Source organism: Aeromonas sp. 82P (genome assembly GCF_051919365.1).
In the GTDB taxonomy this organism is placed as follows: domain Bacteria; phylum Pseudomonadota; class Gammaproteobacteria; order Enterobacterales; family Aeromonadaceae; genus Aeromonas; species Aeromonas veronii.
This window is the reverse complement of record NZ_JBQBEV010000001.1, coordinates 167,639-185,313: the sequence shown is the minus strand read 5'-3', so window position 1 is coordinate 185,313 and position 17,675 is coordinate 167,639. Positions and strand designations below refer to the sequence as shown.

Genomic DNA, 17,675 nt, shown 5'->3' with positions numbered 1-17,675 from the left:
CAGGCCTACTCTTCGTAACCGTTTGGATTGGCGGATTGCCAGCGCCAGCTGTCGGCGCACATTGCGTCGATGTTGCGGGTCGCCCGCCAGCCCAGCTCGCGCTCGGCCTTGGCCGGATCGGCCCAGCAGGCGGCGATGTCGCCCGGGCGGCGCGGTTCGATGCGAAATGGCAGCGGCTTGCCACAGGCGGCAGAGAAAGCGGCGACCAGCTGCAACACGCTCTGACCCTGGCCGGTGCCCAGGTTGTAGGTGTGCACGCCACCCTTGCCAGCGCAGTGTTGCAACGCCTTGACGTGCCCTTCGGCGAGATCCATCACGTGGATGTAGTCGCGCACGCCGGTGCCATCCGGGGTGGGGTAATCGTTTCCAAAGACCGAGAGGCAGTCGCGACGGCCAATGGCCACCTGGGTGATATAGGGCATCAGGTTGTTGGGGATACCTTGCGGGTCTTCCCCCATGGTGCCCGATTCGTGGGCGCCGACCGGATTGAAGTAGCGCAGCAGGGTCATGCTCCAGTGGGGCTCGGCCAGCTGCAGATCTTCGAGGATCTCCTCGATGATCAGCTTGGATCGCCCGTAAGGGTTGGTAGCACTGCGGGGGAAATCCTCGCGGATCGGCAGGCTGGCGGGATCGCCATAGACGGTGGCAGAGGAGCTGAACACCAGATTGTGCACATTGGCCCGCTTCATCGCCTGCAGCAGGGTGAGGGTGCCACCGAGATTGTTCTCGTAGTAATCCAGTGGAATGCGGGTCGATTCACCGACCGCTTTGAGGGCGGCAAAGTGGATCACAGCATCGATCTGCTGCTCGGCGAAGATCCGGTCCAGCAGGGCGGCATCGCGAATATCTCCTTGATAGAACACGGGTTGTTGGCCGCTGATGGCTGCGACTCGGGCCAGCACGCTGCGTTTGCTGTTGCCGAGGTTGTCGACCACCACGGGATTCATGCTTGCCGCTTGCAAGGCCAGACAGGTGTGGCTGCCGATATATCCGCAACCGCCGGTGACCAGAACGTTCATCTTGCTCTCCACTGAAAAGTGTCTGGAAGGAGTCTAGCCGAGGGTGTGGCGACCAAACTGTGAGCTTGCTTGCAAAACAGTGTAAACGATTACACTGTTTCTGTGGTCATCCTGACGGCAGATATGCGTTTCACCTCTGTTTTCAATGGGTTTGCTGGGTATAATGGCGCTCTATTGCACAGTGAAAGAAGTGAAAACAGCATGAGCACCATCAAGGATGTCGCCCGTTTGGCCAATGTGTCGGTGGCAACGGTTTCACGGGTGATGAACAACTCCCCCAAGGCCAGCGCTGCGTCTCGCGAAGTGGTGCAGAAGGCCATGGCCGAACTGGGCTACACCCCCAACGCCAACGCGCGGGCACTGGTCAGCCAGACTTGCGATACCATGGGGGTGGTGGTCGGTGACGTGGCCGATCCCTTCTTCGGTGCACTGGTGAAGGGGGTCTCCGGCATCGCCGTCGAGCAGAACCTTCACCTGCTGATGGGTAACGGTTTTCACAAGGCGCGTCAGGAGCGTGAAGCGATCGAGCTGCTGATCGGCAAGCGCTGCGAGGCGCTGGTGGTGCACAGCAAGGCGCTGAGCGACGAGGAACTTTACGATTACGCCATGCGGGTGCCCGGTATGGTGCTGATCAACCGCGATATTCCGGCCCTCAAGGGGCGCTGCATCGCTCTCAACAACAGGCTGGGGGCGGCTACGGCGACTCGCCACCTGATCGAACTGGGCCACCGCAATATCGCCTTTATCAGCTCGGATCACGCCATCGAGGATGCCACCTTGCGTCTGCAGGGCTATCAGGATGGACTGATGGAAGCGGGTCTGGCAGCCGATCCCGAGCTTATCGAGAGCGGCACCCCGAACGAGGAGGGGGGGGAGCGCGCCATGCTCAACCTGCTGGCCAAGGGGCTCAAGGTGACCGCCGTGGTGGCCTATAACGATGCCATGGCGGCTGGCGCCATCTCAGTGCTGGCGGACAACGGCCTGCGAGTGCCGGAGGAGGTTTCGGTGGTGGGCTTCGATGACATCATCTATGCCAGATACCTGAGGCCCAAGCTCTCCACCATGCGCTATCCCATCGAGCTGATGGCGGCCCAGGCGGCCAAGCTGGCCATTCAGCTGGCGGCGGGGGAGAGTGACGCGACCCAGAGCCGGATCTATACCCCCACCCTGATCAATCGCCACTCGGTGGCACCGGTTCGGGCCGGATAGCCCCCTTTTTCGGCCCTGTTCGGGACCGTTTCTTGCTCAGTTATTGTTTTACCTATTTTTAATCATTTTTACTCCGCTTTACTTAACAAAATCGGTGTAATCGTTTACATCTGTGTGAGCGAGATCGCCGTTCCCTGCGTCATACTTCTCTAGACTGAATACGTTTTCCAATCAGCAGGGAGAGAGTGAATGCTCAGGGAGATAGTGGCGCGTCAGGATTGGCAGACTCAGGCCATTACGTCGGTAAATCGTCTTGCTGCCCATACCCCCATGTTCAGCTGGCGCAGCGAAGCGGATGCCAGGGGTGATCTGGCCTCTTCCTCCCGTCTCTTGCTCGATGGCGAGTGGCGCTTCTCCTTCTTTGCCGCTCCCGAATTGGTGCCAGAGAGCTGGCTGGTGCAGGATCTGGCGGATACTTGCCCCATTACCGTGCCGGGTAACTGGCAGCTGGATGCCGCCTATCCGGCTGCGCGGCCGCTCACCGATGGCCCCATCTATACCAATATCAAGTACCCCTTTCCTTGCGATCCGCCCCGGGTGCCAGCAGAGAACCCCACCGGTTGCTACTCCCGCGAGTTCGAACTGTCCGCCGACTGGCTGGCCAGCGGTCAGAGCCGAATCATCTTCGACGGGGTGAGCAGTGCCTTCCACCTGTTCTGCAACGGCCGCTGGGTCGGTTACTCCCAGGACAGCCGCCTGCCCGCCGAATTCGATCTGACCCCATATCTGCAGAGCGGTCGCAACCGGTTGGCGGTGCTGGTACTGCGCTGGTCTGATGGCTCCTATCTGGAAGATCAGGATATGTGGTGGCTGTCGGGGATCTTCCGCTCCGTCAGCCTGCTGCACAAACCGTCCCGCCATCTGATGGATATGCGGGTGACCCCCGAGCTGGATGCCTGCTATCGGGATGGCCGTCTCAAGATTGCACTGCAGGTGGCTAATGGGGCCGGTCTGTCGGTGGAGGCCAATCTCTATGACGGTAGCGAGCGCGTCGCGACCCTGCGCCAGCCGATCGGCACCCAAGCCATTGATGAAAAAGGGGCTTACGACGATCGCGCCGAACTGTGGCTTGATGTGGCTGCGCCGCGCAAGTGGAGCGCCGAGACGCCCCATCTCTATCGTCTGACCCTGACCTTGCTGGACGAGCAGGGCCAGGCCATCGAGAGCGAAGCGTGCGATGTGGGCTTTAGGGTGGTGGAGATCTGTGGCGGCCTGCTGCGGGTCAACGGTCAGCCGCTGCTTGTTCGCGGTGCCAACCGTCATGAACACCATCCCGCCAAGGGTTATGCCATCGATCGCGCCACCATGGAGCGGGATCTGCTGCTGATGAAGCGGCACAATTTCAATGCGGTGCGTTGCTCCCATTATCCCAACCACCCCGATTTTTATCGTCTGTGCGATCGGCTTGGTCTCTATGTGGTGGACGAGGCGAATCTGGAGACCCACGGCATGACCCCCATGGGGCGGCTGGCGCGGGATCCTGCCTGGAGCAATGCCTTTCTGGAGCGGGCGACCCGCATGGTGGCGCGCGACTTCAACCACCCCTCCATCATCATCTGGTCGCTCGGCAACGAATCGGGTTACGGCCCGGCTCACGATGCCATGTATGGCTGGATAAAGCGCAGCGATCCGAGCCGTCCGGTGCAGTACGAGGGGGGCGGGGCCGATACCCCGGCCACCGACATCATCTGCCCCATGTATGCCAGAACCCATCAGGATCAGCCCTTCCCGGCGGTGCCAAAGTGGGCGCTGGCCAAGTGGATCGGTCTGCCCGACGAGCACCGGCCGCTGATCCTCTGTGAATATGCCCACGCCATGGGTAACAGTCTGGGGGGCTACGCCCACTACTGGCAGGCGTTTCGCGATCATCCACGCCTGCAAGGCGGGTTTGTCTGGGATTGGGTCGATCAGGGGCTCGACAAATACACCGCCGATGGTCGCCACTACTGGGGCTATGGCGGCGATTTTGGTGATGTGCAAAACGATCGCCAGTTCTGCTGCAACGGTCTGCTGTTCCCGGATCGCACTCCCCATCCCACCCTGTTCGAGGCAAAACGTGCCCAGCAGCCGTTCCGCTTCAGCTTGCTTGAGCACACCCCGCTGCGGGTGCGGATCGAGAGTGAATACCTGTTTCGGGAAACCGACAACGAGCGGCTTTGCTGGCAGCTGTGTGAGAACGGCCATGTGCAGCAGCAGGGGGAGTTCTCCCTTGAGCTGGCGCCACAGGGGGTGGTCGAGTTGACCCTGAGCGAGGCGTTGCCCCCCTTTGCGGCAGGTTCACTGGCCTGGCTCGATCTGGCCATCGTTCAGCCCCAGGCCACCCTCTGGTCGCAGGCGGATCACAAGGTCGCCCGTCAGCAGTTCACCCTGCCGACCCCCCTTGCCCTGCCTGCTCCCGCCGCTGCCGCCACCCTGAGCGAGCAGCCGGATGGCTGGCGGATCACTGCCGCAAACAGCCAGTGGTGGCTTGACAAGCAGAGCGGCCGCATCACCAGTTGGCAAAAATCGGGGCAGGAGCAGCTGCTGGCGCCGATCATGGATCACTTCTACCGCGCGCCGCTCGACAACGACATCGGCACCAGCGAAGCGGATCACGCCGACCCCAACTCCTGGATTGCTCGCTGGCAGGGCTGTGGCCTCGGTCAGTGGCAGCACCGCTGTCTGGGGATCGCGGTCGCCGGAGGGGATATCCGGGTCAGTCATGGCTACTTCCACCGTGATGAGCTGCTGCTGGTGAGTCACTGGCATCATCACTTTACCGACGATGGTGCCATGAGCCTCGAGATAGAGACCGAGCTGGCACAGGTGCTGCCGTCGCTGCCGCGGATCGGCCTGCTGCTTCATCTGGCCAAGGTGCCAGCGCGAGCCGAATGGCTGGGGCGTGGGCCGCACGAGAACTATCCGGATCGCCTGCTGGGCGCCGATCTGGGGCGCTGGAGCCTGCCGCTGGAGGCGATGCATACCCCTTACATTTTCCCGAGTGACAACGGCTTGCGCTGCGATACCCGTCAGCTGCAGCTGGGCAGCACGACGGTGAGCGGCACCTTCCATTTCAGTGCCAGCCGCTTCAGTCAGCAACAGCTGGCCGCTGCTCGTCACCAGAGCGATCTGGTGGCCGAAGAGGGGCTGTGGGTCTGTCTCGATGGCGCCCATATGGGGGTGGGCGGGGATGACTCCTGGAGCCAGAGCGTGCGTCCCGAGTATCAACTGCTCGAGCGTCGTTACCGTTGGGGCTGCACTCTCCGCTAAGCCAGCTATTGAAGCGACTGTCTAGCCAGTGCGCCATTTTGACAACAGACCAGTAACGACTAGCCTCAATGCTGTGGGAAAGATTGAGTCTCAAATCTGATTTTTATTTATATGTATTTGAAAAATAAATATAAAGTTTCAATGTAACAGAGTGTAAACGTTTTCATTTTGTCGTCATGATCACAGAAGAAATGACAACAAACTGATTACATTGATTGGCGCTTGCTCAATTGCTCGCCACCCTACAACACAGATAGACACATCGGAGCACACATAATGAAAAAACTGACCACAGTTGCCGCCCTGCTGATGGGCATGATGGCTGGAGCCAATGCCCAGGCTGACACCCGTATCGGGGTAACCGTCTACAAATATGACGACAACTTCATGGCGGTCGTGCGCAAGGCCATCGAGAAGGAGGTGGCAGCCACTCCGGGGGTGGAGCTGCTGATGAACGACTCCCAGAATGACCAGTCCAAACAGAACGACCAGATCGACGTGCTGCTGGCCAAAGGGGTGAAGGCGCTGGCCATTAACCTGGTTGACCCGGCTGCGGCACCGGTGGTGATTGAGAAAGCCCGTGGCGAAGATATCCCGGTGGTCTTCTACAACAAGGAGCCGAGCGCTACCGATCTGGCTAGCTACGACAAGGCCTACTACGTGGGGACCGACTCCAAGGAGTCAGGGATCATCCAGGGTCAGCTGATTGCCAAACACTGGAAAGCCCATCCGGAGTGGGATCTGAACAAGGATGGCGTGATCCAGTTCGTGCTGCTGAAAGGGGAGCCGGGTCACCCGGATGCCGAAGCGCGCACCTCTTACGTGGTCAAGACCCTGAACGATGGCGGCGTCAAGACTGAACAACTGCACATGGATACCGGTATGTGGGATACCGCCATGGCGAAAGACAAGATGGACGCCTGGATCTCCGGCCCCAACGCCAACAAGATCGAAGTGGTCATCGCCAACAACGACGGTATGGCAATGGGTGCAGTCGAGTCACTGAAAGCCCAGGGCAAGACTGCCATTCCGGTATTCGGCGTCGATGCGTTGCCGGAAGCGCTGGCCATGGTCAAGAGCGGTGCCATGGCGGGTACCGTGCTGAACGATGCGGCCAACCAGGCCAAAGCCACCTTCGAGCTGACCAAGAACCTGGCTGAAGGCAAACCGGCCGGTGAAGGCACCAAGTGGAATATCGTCGACAAGGTAGTACGTGTTGCCTACGTCGGTGTGGATAAAGACAACCTGTCCCAATTCGAGTAATTCCCTCCTCCAGGGCAAGGGAGATCCCCTTGCCCTTTTTTCAACCAGATGTGATGGCTGATATGACAACACAGCAACAATCAGAATGGCTGTTGGAGATGATTGACGTCAGTAAGAGCTTTCCCGGCGTCAAGGCACTCGATAATGTCAATTTACGGGTCCGTCCTCATTCTGTGCATGCGTTGATGGGCGAGAACGGAGCGGGAAAATCCACACTGCTCAAGTGCCTGTTCGGCATCTACGAGAAGGATCAGGGCAAGATCTTCTTCAAGGGGCAGGAGATCAACTTCACCTCCTCCAAAGAGGCGCTGGAAAATGGCGTCTCCATGGTGCATCAGGAGCTCAACCTGGTGTTGCAGTGTACCGTGATGGACAACATGTGGCTCGGCCGCTACCCCACCAAGGGGTGGTTTATCGACCACGGCAAGATGTATGACGACACCAAGCGCATCTTCGATGAGCTGGATATCGACATCGACCCCAAAGTGAAGGTCGCGACCCTGTCGGTCTCCCAGATGCAGATGATCGAGATCGCCAAGGCGTTCTCCTACGATGCCAAGATCGTCATCATGGACGAACCCACCTCCTCCCTGACCGAGAAAGAGGTGAATCACCTCTTCAAGATCATCAACAAGTTGAAGGAGAAGGGGTGCGGCATCGTCTACATCTCTCACAAGATGGAGGAGATCTTCCAGCTCTGTGACGAGATCACCATATTGCGGGATGGCCAGTGGGTGGCAACCCAGCCGCTCAAGGGCATGACCATGGATCAGATCATCGGGATGATGGTCGGCCGTGAACTGACCCAGCGTTTCCCGGAAAAGACCAACCAGCCGAAAGAGGTGATCCTCGAGATCGAACACCTGACGGCGAAGAACCAGCCCTCCATTCAGGACATCACCTTCAACCTGCACAAGGGGGAGATCCTCGGCATCGCCGGACTGGTGGGGGCCAAGCGCACCGACATCGTCGAGACCCTGTTCGGTATTCGCGATCGCAGTCAGGGCAGCATCAAGCTGCACGGCAAAGAGGTAGCCAACCACAACGCCCACGAAGCGATCCGCAACGGCTTTGCGCTGGTGACGGAAGAGCGCCGCTCCACCGGTATCTACTCCCGACTCGATATCGCCTTCAACTCCCTGATCGCCAACATGGACAGCTACAAGGGCTCCATGGGGCTGCTCAGTGACAACAAGATGAAGAGCGATACCCAGTGGGTGATCGACTCCATGCGGGTCAAGACGCCGACCCAGCAGACCCAGATCGGTTCCCTCTCCGGGGGCAACCAGCAGAAGGTGATCATCGGTCGCTGGCTGCTGACCCAGCCGGAGATCCTGATGCTCGACGAGCCCACCCGCGGCATCGACGTCGGGGCCAAGTTCGAGATCTACCAGCTCATCCTGGAGCTGGCGAAGAAGGACAAAGGGATCATCATCATCTCGTCAGAGATGCCGGAATTGCTGGGGATCACCGACCGCATCATGGTGATGAGCAATGGCCGGGTCGCCGGGATCGTCAATACCAAAGAAACTGACCAGAGCGAGATACTGCGCCTGGCATCTCTGTACCTCTAGAGACAGGAAGACATTTATGGAGTCGGCTAAAAATTTCAATCTGATGCAGGCGCTCAAGGAAAACGCCATCTATCTGGTGCTGCTGGTGCTGCTCATGGTCATCGTGATCCAGGAGCCCTCCTTCCTGAGCCTCACCAACTTCAGCAACATCCTGACCCAGTCCTCGGTGCGGGTCATCATCGCGCTGGGGGTGGCGGGCATCATCATCACTCAGGGGACGGATCTCTCGGCCGGTCGTCAGGTCGGTCTGGCGGCACTCATAGCAGCAACCATGTTGCAGGCGCTGACCAACGTCAACAAGGTGTTCCCGACGCTGGGGGAGGTGCCCATTCCGGCGGTGATCCTGCTGGTGTGTGTAGTGGGGGCGCTGATTGGTCTGGTCAACGGTCTGATCGTGGCCTACCTGAACGTCACCCCGTTCATTACCACCCTGGGCACCATGATCATTGTTTATGGTATTAACTCCCTCTACTTTGACTCGGTAGGGGCCTCGCCGGTGGCCGGGTTTGATCCCCGCTTTTCCAGCTTCGCTCAAGGGTTTATCCGGATAGGAGGATTCAAGCTCTCCTATCTCACCTTCTATGCAGCCATCGCCAGCGTCTTTGTCTGGGTGCTGTGGAACAAAACCCGCTTTGGCAAAAACATCTTCGCCATCGGCGGTAACCCTGAGGCGGCCAAGGTCTCCGGCGTCAACGTGGCGGTCAATCTGGTGATGATCTATGCGCTGGCGGGGGTCTTCTACGCCTTCGGCGGCATGCTGGAAGCGGGCCGGATCGGTAGCGCCACCAACAACCTCGGCTTCATGTACGAGCTGGATGCCATCGCGGCGTGCGTGGTGGGCGGGGTGTCGTTTGCTGGCGGGGTGGGAACGGTCGCGGGTGTGATTACCGGCGTACTTATCTTCACCCTGATCAACTATGGCTTGACCTATATCGGCGTCAGCCCTTACTGGCAGTTCATCATCAAGGGCGGCATCATCATTCTGGCGGTGGCCCTGGACTCCATGAAGTACGCCAAGAAGAAATAACGATTGGCAGAGAGGGTTGGCGTTGTCAGCCCTCTCTTCTGGAGGGAACCCATGCCATTCAAGGTCAAGATTTACCTCTTGCTGCTACTGGCCATTCTGGTCACCATCGGCACCGCCGGGCTCAGCGTGAATCACTTCATCAGTGGCTACATTCGCACTCAGGCCACCCACAACATCAACGAGCAGATCACTCTGGTCAAAGAGAAGCTGGCCAGCGACATCAATCAGAAAATCCTGTTGGCCGCCAACCTCAACTTCGGGGTGACCAACGTCAAGAAGACCCTGCAAGAGACCGGCTTTCACAACATCGTCAAGGTGATCGGCGACATGGCCTTCGACGTGAACGGGGTCATCAACGACAGTGCCAAAGTGGATGCCCTGCGCAAGTTGATCCCCGCCGCCAACAACCAGATCACCGTCAGCCCGCTGCAACAGGTGGATGGCAAGCCGGTCATCACCATTCTGGTGCCACGCGGTGCCGATTCCGCCTATCTCTACTACCTCGACATGAGCGAGTTCAAAAGCCTGCTGGAGAAGATGAGTGGCGATGGCCGCTACTTCTCGCTGGCCGACAGTCAGGGCAACAGCCTCTATGACAGCAAGCCGCAGGGGGAGAGCGAAGCGCGTCCCAACCAGCTGGATATTCGTGGCAGCAGCTGGACGCTGACCGGCTACATCGACCTTGACTACATCCGGGCCATGACCCGGGCTCTCAACGGCCAGATCATCATGGCGCTGTGCGGCGTGGCGATCGTGGTGATGGTGCTGGCGATGCTGGCGCTCAACGTGGCCTATCGCCCCATTCTCTCGTTGCGGGATCTGGTGCTGGAGCTCTCTCGCGGCAGTGGCGATCTCACCCGCCGATTGGCGGTGACCAGCAAGGATGATTTGGGCCAGATCTCGGCCGGGATCAACCGCTTTATCGAGCGGTTGCAGGAGATGATGGGGGAGGTGCGGCAGGCGAGCGGTCAGCTCAACAGCGGCATTGCCGGATTGGCCAGCCAGACTGGCGCCGCCCAGTCCCTGCTGGCGGACCATGTACGCGAGACCGAGCAGGTGGTGACTGCCATCAACGAGATGAGCCGCACCGCGGTCTCCGTCTCCGAGAGTGCGGCCAGCACCGCCCAGCTCACCGGCCAGAGCCAGCAGCTGGCGAGCCAGTCCCGTCAGGTGGTGGATCAGGCGATGGCCAGCGTGATGGCGCTGGTGGACGAAGTGGAAGCCACTGCCCGCTCCATCGAAGCGATGCAGCAGGATGTGCAGCAGATTGGCTCAGTGCTTGGGGTGATCGGCAGCATTGCCGAACAGACCAACCTGCTGGCCCTCAACGCCGCCATCGAGGCGGCCCGCGCCGGTGAACAGGGGCGCGGTTTTGCAGTGGTGGCCGATGAGGTTCGCTCCCTTGCCGCCCGCACCCAGCAGAGCACGGCGGAGATCCAGACCATGCTGGCCAGCCTGCAGCGGGGCACCCGAACTGTGGTGGAGGCCATGGACAACACCAAGCAGAGCTGTCAGGGGGCGGCCGAGAACACCACCAGGGTCAACGAGTCGCTGGATCTGATGGCGGGAGAAGTGGTGGAGATCAACGATCTCATCAGTCATATCGCCACGGCGGCGGAGCAGCAGAGCGCGGTGGCCGAAGAGATCAATCGCAACATGAGCGCCATCGCCGAGGTGATCCGCCAGCTGACCCACAATGGCGAAGCGACGGTCGCCAGCTCCGCGGCGATGCAGCAGACCTACGACCGGCTGCGGGAGATCGTGGGTCACTTCCGGCTGGAGTGAGGCCGGTGTTCAGTCAATAACAAAACAGGGCCATCCGGCCCTGTTGTTGTTTTTCCGTCTGCCTGAATCAACCGGCCTTGCGGCGCAGATAGACCCCGGCTTCCATGTGATGGGTCCAGGGGAACTGGTCGAACAGGGCGAAACGGGCGATCTCGTGGGTTTCGCCCAATACTGCCATGTTGGCCTGCAGGGTTTCTGGGTTGCAGGAGATGTAGAGGATGTTGTCGTACTCCTGCACCAGCTTGACGGTGGCATCGTCGAGACCGGCGCGGGGCGGGTCAACGAAGATGGTGTTGCACTGGTAGCTCTTGAGATCGACCCCCTTGAGGCGGTTGAACTCCCGCTCGCCACGCATCGCCATGGTGAACTCCTCGGCCGACATGCGCAGGATGATCAGGTTGTCGACGCCGTTGGCGGCGATGTTGAACTGGGCGGAGTCGACGCTCGGCTTGGCGATTTCGGTGGCCAGCACCTTGCGGAAGTTCTGCGCCAGCGCGATGGAGAAGTTGCCGTTGCCGCAATAGAGCTCCAGCAGGTCCCCTTCGCTCCCCTTGGTCACATCCAGCGCCCAGGCCAGCATCTGTTCGTTGATGGCGGCGTTGGGCTGGGTGAAGCTGTTCTCCACCTGTTTGTAGGTGAGCTGGCGACCCGCCACGTTGAGCTGTTCGATGACGAAGTCATCCCCCAGACAGATCTTCTGCTTGTGGGCGCGGCCAATCAGTTGCAGCTCGAACCCCTTGGCGCGCAGATCGGCCTGCAGCGCCTCGGCGGCCTGCAGCCATTCGGCCTCCAGCTTGCGGTGATAGAGCAGGCTGACAATGATCTGGCCGGACTGGGTGGAGAGGTAGTCGATCTGGAACAGCTTGCAGCGCAGCACCGGGTGTGGGCGCAGCCCCTCCAGCAGCAGCGGCATCAACTGGTTGATGAGACGGCTGGCGGTGGGGAAGTGGTCTATCTTGATGATCTCTTTGGTCGCCGGGGCATACATGCAGTGGAAGAGGTCATCCCCTTCGTGCCAGATGCGAAATTCGGCGCGCATCCGGTAGTACTCCGCCGGCGAGCTGTGCACTTCCAGCGCCGGGAGGGTGAAGCCGGCAAACAGCTCGGTGAGGTGAGCGCGCTTTTCGTCGAGTTGGGCCTGATAGTCGGCCGCGGTTCTAGGCGCCGGAGCGTTCGCGGAAGGCTGTTGGGATTGGGTCATAAATACCTCACATGCACACCGGCCGGGCCGGGTCGAAATCGGGGGAAGGCAACAGGCCACCCAAAGGGGCCCGATTTTAAAAGCCAGCCGCAGATTGTCCAGCATTTTGTGGTCAAGAAGTGTTCAGTCAGGCCGATAGCTGATCTACAGGCATGGTGGGAGGACACATTATGCAGATCGAAGGCGTGGGCGCAGCCCAACCCAAGGGAGTGGGTGTTTCTCCCAAATCGCCCCAACCGGCGGAGCAGAAACAGGTCAAGAGCGAGGAGGCGGTCTCCTTGCACAAGCCGCCCAAGTGGGCGCAGGTGCTGATCCAGCAGGCATTGCAGTTCTCGCTGGAGATCAACGGCCAGGGCTATCAGGCGCCGAAGGTGAAAGAGCCCGAGGAGATCACGCCGGAGACCCTGTTCGACTTCCAGTCGGTGGCTGACAACGTGCTGCAGTTTGTGACCGGGCGGCTCGGTGCCGCGCGGGCCGATGGCAAATCCGACGACGACCTGACCGGGATGATGGAGCAGGCCCGCAAAGGGGTCGAGAAGGGCTTTGACGAGGCGAAGAAGCAGCTCGGCAAGTGGGCGACTGACAACGACGATATCAAAACCGGTATCGATCAGAGCTACAAGCTGATCCAGAAAGGGCTCGAGGAGTTCGAGAAGGAGTTCTTCGGCAAGGTCTCTCCGACCGACATGGGACAGGCCGAGATGGCCAGTCGCCAGCAGGGGTATCTGGAGATCCAGACCAAGGATGGCGACAAGGTGGTGCTGCGCTTCAACGACAGCTGGCAGACCAAGTCCCAGAGCAGCGAGAGCGGCAGCCAGTTCAGCCTCAAGTCGAGCCAGAGCTTCAGCTTCTCGCTGGAGGGGGATCTCAGCAGCGACGAGATGGAGTCCATCGGCAAGCTGGTCAAAGGAATCGATGAGCTGGCGGGGAGCTTCTTCTCCGGCAACTTCGAGGATCTGCTGGACAAGGCGGGCGAGCTGAAACTGGATGACAGCCAGCTGGCCTCCTACTCCCTCAAGCTCAAGCAGAGCGTCAAGCTGAGCCAGACTTATCAGGGGGCGCACTCCCTGCAGGATCTGATCAAGCCGTTTGCCGACTATCTGCCGAAGCTGGATCAGGTGCAGAAACAGGCGGATAGCCTGTTGCCCCCAGCCCAACAACAGGCGTTGACCCCGGCCGTGCTGGCCGCGAGAGGAGAAGAGGTACCGGTGCAAGTCGATCGCTTCACCAGCTTCAACCAGCGGATGCTGGAGGCGCTGCGGATGATCAACCAGTTCCAGCCCTCCACCGAGTCCGCCAGCAAGCGCGTCTGAGCCACAGCGCCTAACGCAAGTAATGACCTGCCGTTTGCCAGCCCTTCCCGGGGCTGGCAAACTGGCCTTTTCTCCAATCCGGTTGCCCCATGAACCCCAAGAAGCCAAGAGACAAGCGCGAGCTCTGCTACCCCTTTATCTTCGAAACCTCGCTCAAATGTGATTTTGAAATCGCTACCGACGAGCTCTGTTGTCAGGTTGGGGCCGTGCTGTCACACCTTGCGCTGGATGCCGATACCGAGCCCATGCTGGCGGATCTCGCGGCGTTGCAGCGGCTTATCTACAACCTCAACGGCTCGGTGCGCGGCAAGCTGGGGATCTTCGATGCAGACCTTGAGTGGCTCAAGGCCCGTTACGACCACTACAACGAGGCGAGTCGCGGTAGCGTCACCGGTTTTGTGCTGCCACAGGGGCCACAGCCCATTCCCACCCTCCATCTGTGCCGCTGCGGCAGCAAGAAGGTGGTGCGGCTGCTGGTCCGGCTGGAAGAGAGCGGGGTGGCCTTCGATCCCATTCTCTATCGCTTCGCCAACCTGCTGGCCAACTTCTTCTTCGTGCTCACCGTCTACCTCAAGCAGTGCTGGCAGGTGCCGGAAGTGCCCTACGTCAGCATCAACTACTGATGGCGGCTGGTTAGGGGCCAAACGTCATGGTGGATTGAACGGAATAAAAAACCGGAGCCTTGGGCTCCGGTTTTGTTTTTTCAGCGCGTCAGTTGCCCGCTCAGCTGGAGATCAGCACCCGGGCCGAGTTGGCGGGGATGGTGAGCTGCACCTCGCCCTGCACCACCTCGAACTTCTCACCGTTGAAGGCATCGGTGAAGCGGCTGGCAGGGCTGGCGGTCTGCCAAAGGGGCAGGCTGATGGTGCGCGGCTCGCTCGGGTGACGGTTGCAGGCCACTACCACCTGATCGCTTTGCAGGGTGCGGGCAAACACATAGCTGTGCGGGCCGGCATAGAGGGTCTGGATATCGCCACGGCGCAGGGAGGGGCGTTGGCGGCGGATCTGGATCAGCCGACGATAGTGGTCGTGCAGCACGTGATCCCAGTCAGTGGTATCCCACGGGAAGCAGCGGCGGCAGTCAGGGTCGTTGCCGCCGGAGAGCCCCACTTCATCGCCGTAGTAGATGGAGGGCACGCCGATATAGGTGAGCAGCAGGGTGGCGGCCAGCTGCATCCGCTGCTTGTCTTCACCCAGCAGGTGGAGGAAGCGGGCGGTGTCGTGGCTGTCCAGCAGGTTGAACTGTGCCAGCTGGTTCTTGAACGGGATGTGGGCCCGCGCCAGCTTGAGCCAGCGATCCAGCTCTTCGGCGCTGATCTTGATGGGGTGGTAGGCGATGTCCTTGCCAGCCAGGAAGGCGCGGATCGGATGGGCGAAGCCGTAGTAGTTCATGGCACCGTCCTCCTGATCCCCTTGCAGCCACTGGCTCGCCTCGAAGAAGTGTTCGCCGAGCACGTAGGCGTCCGGGTTCTCCTGCTTCACCGCCCCGCGAATGGCGCGCACGTGACTGCGATTGCCCTCGGCGGTGCCGCGCTCGCCCAGCATGTGGATGACGTCAAAGCGCCAGCCATCGATCTGGTAGGGGGCGCGCATCCAGTAACGGAGGATGGCATCGTCGGCCCGATAGACGGCGTCCTGCACCTTCTCGCAGGAGAAGTCGAGCTTGGGCAGGCTGCGAATGCCCTTCCAGCTGACGTAATCCCCTTCTTTATCAAAGGTGTAGAAGCTGCGCCACGGGGAGTCCGGGTTGCTCTGGGCCCCCAGTGGCGGGCAGAACCAGGGGTGCTCGGTAGAGGTGTGGTTGACCACCGCATCGAGGATGATCTTCATGCCGCGCTGGTGCAGGTTGCGGGTCAGCTCGGCGAACTGCTCGTTGCTGCCGAGGTGGGCGTCCACCTTGAAGTAGTCCTGGGTGTCGTACTTGTGGTTGCTCGGTGAATCGAAGATGGGGTTGAGGTAGAGCGCCGTCACCCCGAGAGATTGCAGATAGTGCAGCTTGGCATCGATGCCCGCCAGATCGCCGCCATAGAATTCGCAGGCGCCGTGGCCCTCTTCGTGACGGCTGACCGGCTCGCCCCACGCCTTGCTGATCACCGCTTTGCCACGGTACTCGTACTCGTGATGCTTGACGCTCAGCGACGGATCGCCGTTGCAGAAGCGGTCGGGGAAGATCTGGTAGAACACCTGATCCTGCACCCAGGCCGGTGGCTGGTGCAGGCTGTTGAAGCGAAAATGCTGCTCCCGTGGCGGCATGGACGTGCTGACGCCCGCCCCGTGCAGCCACCACTGCTCCTCGTCGGTGAGGCACTTGAAGCTGTAGAGGTGGATATCTTGTCCCTTGATGAGCGGCAGAGTCGCCTGCCATACCTGCAGCCGATCGCGGGTGGAGACTGCCGTCATCGGGATCAGGTACTCCTCGTTATCCGGCTCGTGGCGCAGCCACACCTCGCGGATCGGCGCATCCAGCTCGCTAAAGAGGGTCAATTGCAGTGCGTCGGCGCTCTCTTTGAACCAGGGCGCCACCTGGGGATGAAACAGAAACGGATGGGTCATGATGCTTATTGAGTCAGAAGATCGGCGAGGGCATTACCCTGTTCATGCAATGTTTCGAGCTGGCCTGCCAGCGACTTGGGATCCAGTCCCAACTGGTCGGCGAGCGGTTTGGGGAAGCGGGCGATGATGGCCTGGGCAGGCACGCCCGCGTTCCAGGCGAAGGATATAAACACGGCGAGGCGGATCAGCACCGCCTCCTTGCTGACCGGATCGTGGGAGAGCGGGTCAAGCTGTTGGGAGATGGCATCGACGAAGGCCTCGGAGAGGTTCCAGCGTCGCGCCAGCTCGGCGCCGAGCTGGGCATAGTCGTAGCCCAGCATCTCCCGCTGGGCCTCGACCCGGCTGCTGCCATTCTGGATCGCCATGTTGATGAGCTCGGCCTCTTCCGGCAAGGTGCTCTGGATAAGCAGTTCGCCGATGTTGTGGATCAGAGCGCAGGTGAAGGCGGTCTCGGGATCCATCACCTTGGCCTCCTGGGCCAGGGTTTTGGCTATGGTGGCGACCTGGAAGGTCTCGGTCCAGAACTTGTTCTTGTCGAAGCTGGGCGGGGCCTTGAAGGTGCCGATGATGCCGGAGGCGACCACCACGGAGCGCAGCCGGTTGAAGCCGAGCCGGATCACCGCCTGTTCAATAGAAGTCACTTCGTTGCCCCGGCGCAGGGCGGCCGAGTTGGCCATCCGCAGCACCTTGACGCTGATCACCTGATCCATGGCGATCTTGGCCGCAATCTCGTCGATGCGGGCATTCTCGTCGTTGAAGCTCTGCATCAACTCGTGCAGCAGCTTGGGAATAGTGGGGAGTTGTTTGATCTTGTCAAACAGGCGATCCATCGACATGGCTGAGGCAGCCTCCGTTGCGAACTCTGCCTCATATTGTGCCACAGCCGGACAACATGTTCCTGTTTGTGATGCGGCTTTGTGAGCGCTAGAACACCCAGTCGCGCAAGGTGTATTCCAAACGGTGCTGTTTGCCCTGCAGGATCAGGTTCTGACTGGTGCCGCTCAGGGTCGCCCCCTCGGTAAGGGTGGTCAGCACGGCCTGCTCTATGGTGTCCAGCGGCGGCATGCATGCCATTTCGGTGCTGCCCAGACTGGTGACCCACAGCTTGTCATCTTCCAGATGGCCCTGACCGAAGTAGCGGTTGCAACCGGCGATGCCGTTGACGGTGAAGTGCTCGCCGATCTCGAAATCGGGGGGATTGTCGCGGGGGGCCTTGATCGGTTCGCCATCCAGTTTGCTCAGTACCCAGTGGTGGTGTTGCAGATCTTGCTGAACAAAGGCGGTCGAGCTGCAGCCAGCGAGCAGTAACAGGGGGATCAGCAAAAAGGGCAATCTGGGCATGAGGGGGCTCCGGTTGGGGGAGCGTCAAGAATACCCTTTTTGGGCTGTCGGGAGCAGGGCGGGAGAGGGGACGACCGACCGCTTCTGTCGCCCCTTGTCCCGCGCGACTGTCGCTTAATGGCAACACACGGGTGATGTTGC

The 17,675-nt window shown here is 60.4% G+C and carries 13 protein-coding genes; 8 read left to right on the top strand and 5 right to left on the bottom strand.

Going from position 1 to position 17,675, the window contains the following annotated elements; translation table 11 throughout:
- Positions 1-5: 5 nt before the first annotated feature.
- On the bottom strand, positions 6-1,019 hold the full coding sequence (gene galE, locus ACTG2S_RS00850; RefSeq protein WP_439981866.1) for a UDP-glucose 4-epimerase GalE: 1,014 nt from the start codon (positions 1,017-1,019) through the stop codon (positions 6-8).
- A 201-nt stretch (positions 1,020-1,220) separates the two neighbouring features.
- Here galE and ACTG2S_RS00845 point away from each other — a divergent pair, with 201 nt between their 5' ends.
- The 6 genes from ACTG2S_RS00845 to ACTG2S_RS00820 all read left to right on the top strand — a co-directional run bounded on the left by ACTG2S_RS00845 (position 1,221) and on the right by ACTG2S_RS00820 (position 11,126).
- Positions 1,221-2,228: a substrate-binding domain-containing protein gene (locus ACTG2S_RS00845; protein WP_279498862.1), complete on the top strand. Its 1,008-nt coding sequence runs from the start codon at positions 1,221-1,223 to the stop codon at positions 2,226-2,228.
- Between the two features lie 189 nt (positions 2,229-2,417).
- Positions 2,418-5,477, top strand: a complete 3,060-nt coding sequence (locus ACTG2S_RS00840) for a beta-galactosidase (RefSeq protein ID WP_439981865.1) — start codon at positions 2,418-2,420, stop codon at positions 5,475-5,477.
- 276 nt (positions 5,478-5,753) lie between these two features.
- Complete coding sequence (mglB, locus tag ACTG2S_RS00835; RefSeq protein ID WP_206876491.1) at positions 5,754-6,740, top strand: galactose/glucose ABC transporter substrate-binding protein MglB; 987 nt, start codon at positions 5,754-5,756, stop codon at positions 6,738-6,740.
- A gap of 53 nt (positions 6,741-6,793) precedes the next feature.
- Positions 6,794-8,314 carry a galactose/methyl galactoside ABC transporter ATP-binding protein MglA gene (gene mglA / locus ACTG2S_RS00830; RefSeq protein ID WP_439981863.1) on the top strand — a complete coding sequence of 507 codons (1,521 nt, stop codon included), beginning with the start codon at positions 6,794-6,796 and terminating at the stop codon, positions 8,312-8,314.
- A 16-nt stretch (positions 8,315-8,330) separates the two neighbouring features.
- Complete coding sequence (gene mglC, locus ACTG2S_RS00825) at positions 8,331-9,341, top strand: galactose/methyl galactoside ABC transporter permease MglC (RefSeq protein WP_005342585.1); 1,011 nt, start codon at positions 8,331-8,333, stop codon at positions 9,339-9,341.
- Positions 9,342-9,392: 51 nt separating this feature from the next.
- Positions 9,393-11,126, top strand: coding sequence for a methyl-accepting chemotaxis protein (locus ACTG2S_RS00820; RefSeq protein ID WP_439981861.1), 1,734 nt, complete (start codon positions 9,393-9,395; stop codon positions 11,124-11,126).
- Positions 11,127-11,193: 67 nt separating this feature from the next.
- Here the strand turns inward: ACTG2S_RS00820 and trmA are convergent, their stop codons facing one another.
- Positions 11,194-12,327: a tRNA (uridine(54)-C5)-methyltransferase TrmA gene (gene trmA / locus ACTG2S_RS00815; RefSeq protein ID WP_439981859.1), complete on the bottom strand. Its 1,134-nt coding sequence runs from the start codon at positions 12,325-12,327 to the stop codon at positions 11,194-11,196.
- A 170-nt stretch (positions 12,328-12,497) separates the two neighbouring features.
- Between trmA and ACTG2S_RS00810 the strand changes: the two genes are divergently transcribed.
- Positions 12,498-13,640 carry a DUF5610 domain-containing protein gene (locus ACTG2S_RS00810; protein WP_274160904.1) on the top strand — a complete coding sequence of 381 codons (1,143 nt, stop codon included), beginning with the start codon at positions 12,498-12,500 and terminating at the stop codon, positions 13,638-13,640.
- Positions 13,641-13,729: 89 nt separating this feature from the next.
- Positions 13,730-14,263, top strand: a complete 534-nt coding sequence (locus tag ACTG2S_RS00805; RefSeq protein WP_439981857.1) for an ATP--cob(I)alamin adenosyltransferase — start codon at positions 13,730-13,732, stop codon at positions 14,261-14,263.
- Positions 14,264-14,363: 100 nt separating this feature from the next.
- On the opposite strand, the gene malZ is transcribed toward ACTG2S_RS00805, so the two are convergent.
- From malZ to ACTG2S_RS00790, 3 genes are all read right to left on the bottom strand, one after another.
- Positions 14,364-16,193, bottom strand: a complete 1,830-nt coding sequence (gene malZ, locus ACTG2S_RS00800) for a maltodextrin glucosidase (protein WP_274160906.1) — start codon at positions 16,191-16,193, stop codon at positions 14,364-14,366.
- A gap of 5 nt (positions 16,194-16,198) precedes the next feature.
- Positions 16,199-17,029: an HDOD domain-containing protein gene (locus ACTG2S_RS00795; RefSeq protein ID WP_005355498.1), complete on the bottom strand. Its 831-nt coding sequence runs from the start codon at positions 17,027-17,029 to the stop codon at positions 16,199-16,201.
- 88 nt (positions 17,030-17,117) lie between these two features.
- A complete protein-coding gene (locus ACTG2S_RS00790; RefSeq protein WP_005340725.1) occupies positions 17,118-17,534 on the bottom strand; it encodes an META domain-containing protein in 417 nt (138 codons plus the stop codon).
- Positions 17,535-17,675: the final 141 nt, after the last annotated feature.

Bases quoted from the DNA above. Each gene is read 5' to 3' on its own strand.
- galE (WP_439981866.1), bottom strand. From the start codon at position 1,019: ATGAACGTTCTGGTCACCGGCGGTTGCGGATATATCGGCAGCCACACC.
- ACTG2S_RS00845 (WP_279498862.1), top strand. From the start codon at position 1,221: ATGAGCACCATCAAGGATGTCGCCCGTTTGGCCAATGTGTCGGTGGCA.
- ACTG2S_RS00840 (WP_439981865.1), top strand. From the start codon at position 2,418: ATGCTCAGGGAGATAGTGGCGCGTCAGGATTGGCAGACTCAGGCCATT.
- mglB (WP_206876491.1), top strand. From the start codon at position 5,754: ATGAAAAAACTGACCACAGTTGCCGCCCTGCTGATGGGCATGATGGCT.
- mglA (WP_439981863.1), top strand. From the start codon at position 6,794: ATGGCTGATATGACAACACAGCAACAATCAGAATGGCTGTTGGAGATG.
- mglC (WP_005342585.1), top strand. From the start codon at position 8,331: ATGGAGTCGGCTAAAAATTTCAATCTGATGCAGGCGCTCAAGGAAAAC.
- ACTG2S_RS00820 (WP_439981861.1), top strand. From the start codon at position 9,393: ATGCCATTCAAGGTCAAGATTTACCTCTTGCTGCTACTGGCCATTCTG.
- trmA (WP_439981859.1), bottom strand. From the start codon at position 12,327: ATGACCCAATCCCAACAGCCTTCCGCGAACGCTCCGGCGCCTAGAACC.
- ACTG2S_RS00810 (WP_274160904.1), top strand. From the start codon at position 12,498: ATGCAGATCGAAGGCGTGGGCGCAGCCCAACCCAAGGGAGTGGGTGTT.
- ACTG2S_RS00805 (WP_439981857.1), top strand. From the start codon at position 13,730: ATGAACCCCAAGAAGCCAAGAGACAAGCGCGAGCTCTGCTACCCCTTT.
- malZ (WP_274160906.1), bottom strand. From the start codon at position 16,193: ATGACCCATCCGTTTCTGTTTCATCCCCAGGTGGCGCCCTGGTTCAAA.
- ACTG2S_RS00795 (WP_005355498.1), bottom strand. From the start codon at position 17,029: ATGTCGATGGATCGCCTGTTTGACAAGATCAAACAACTCCCCACTATT.
- ACTG2S_RS00790 (WP_005340725.1), bottom strand. From the start codon at position 17,534: ATGCCCAGATTGCCCTTTTTGCTGATCCCCCTGTTACTGCTCGCTGGC.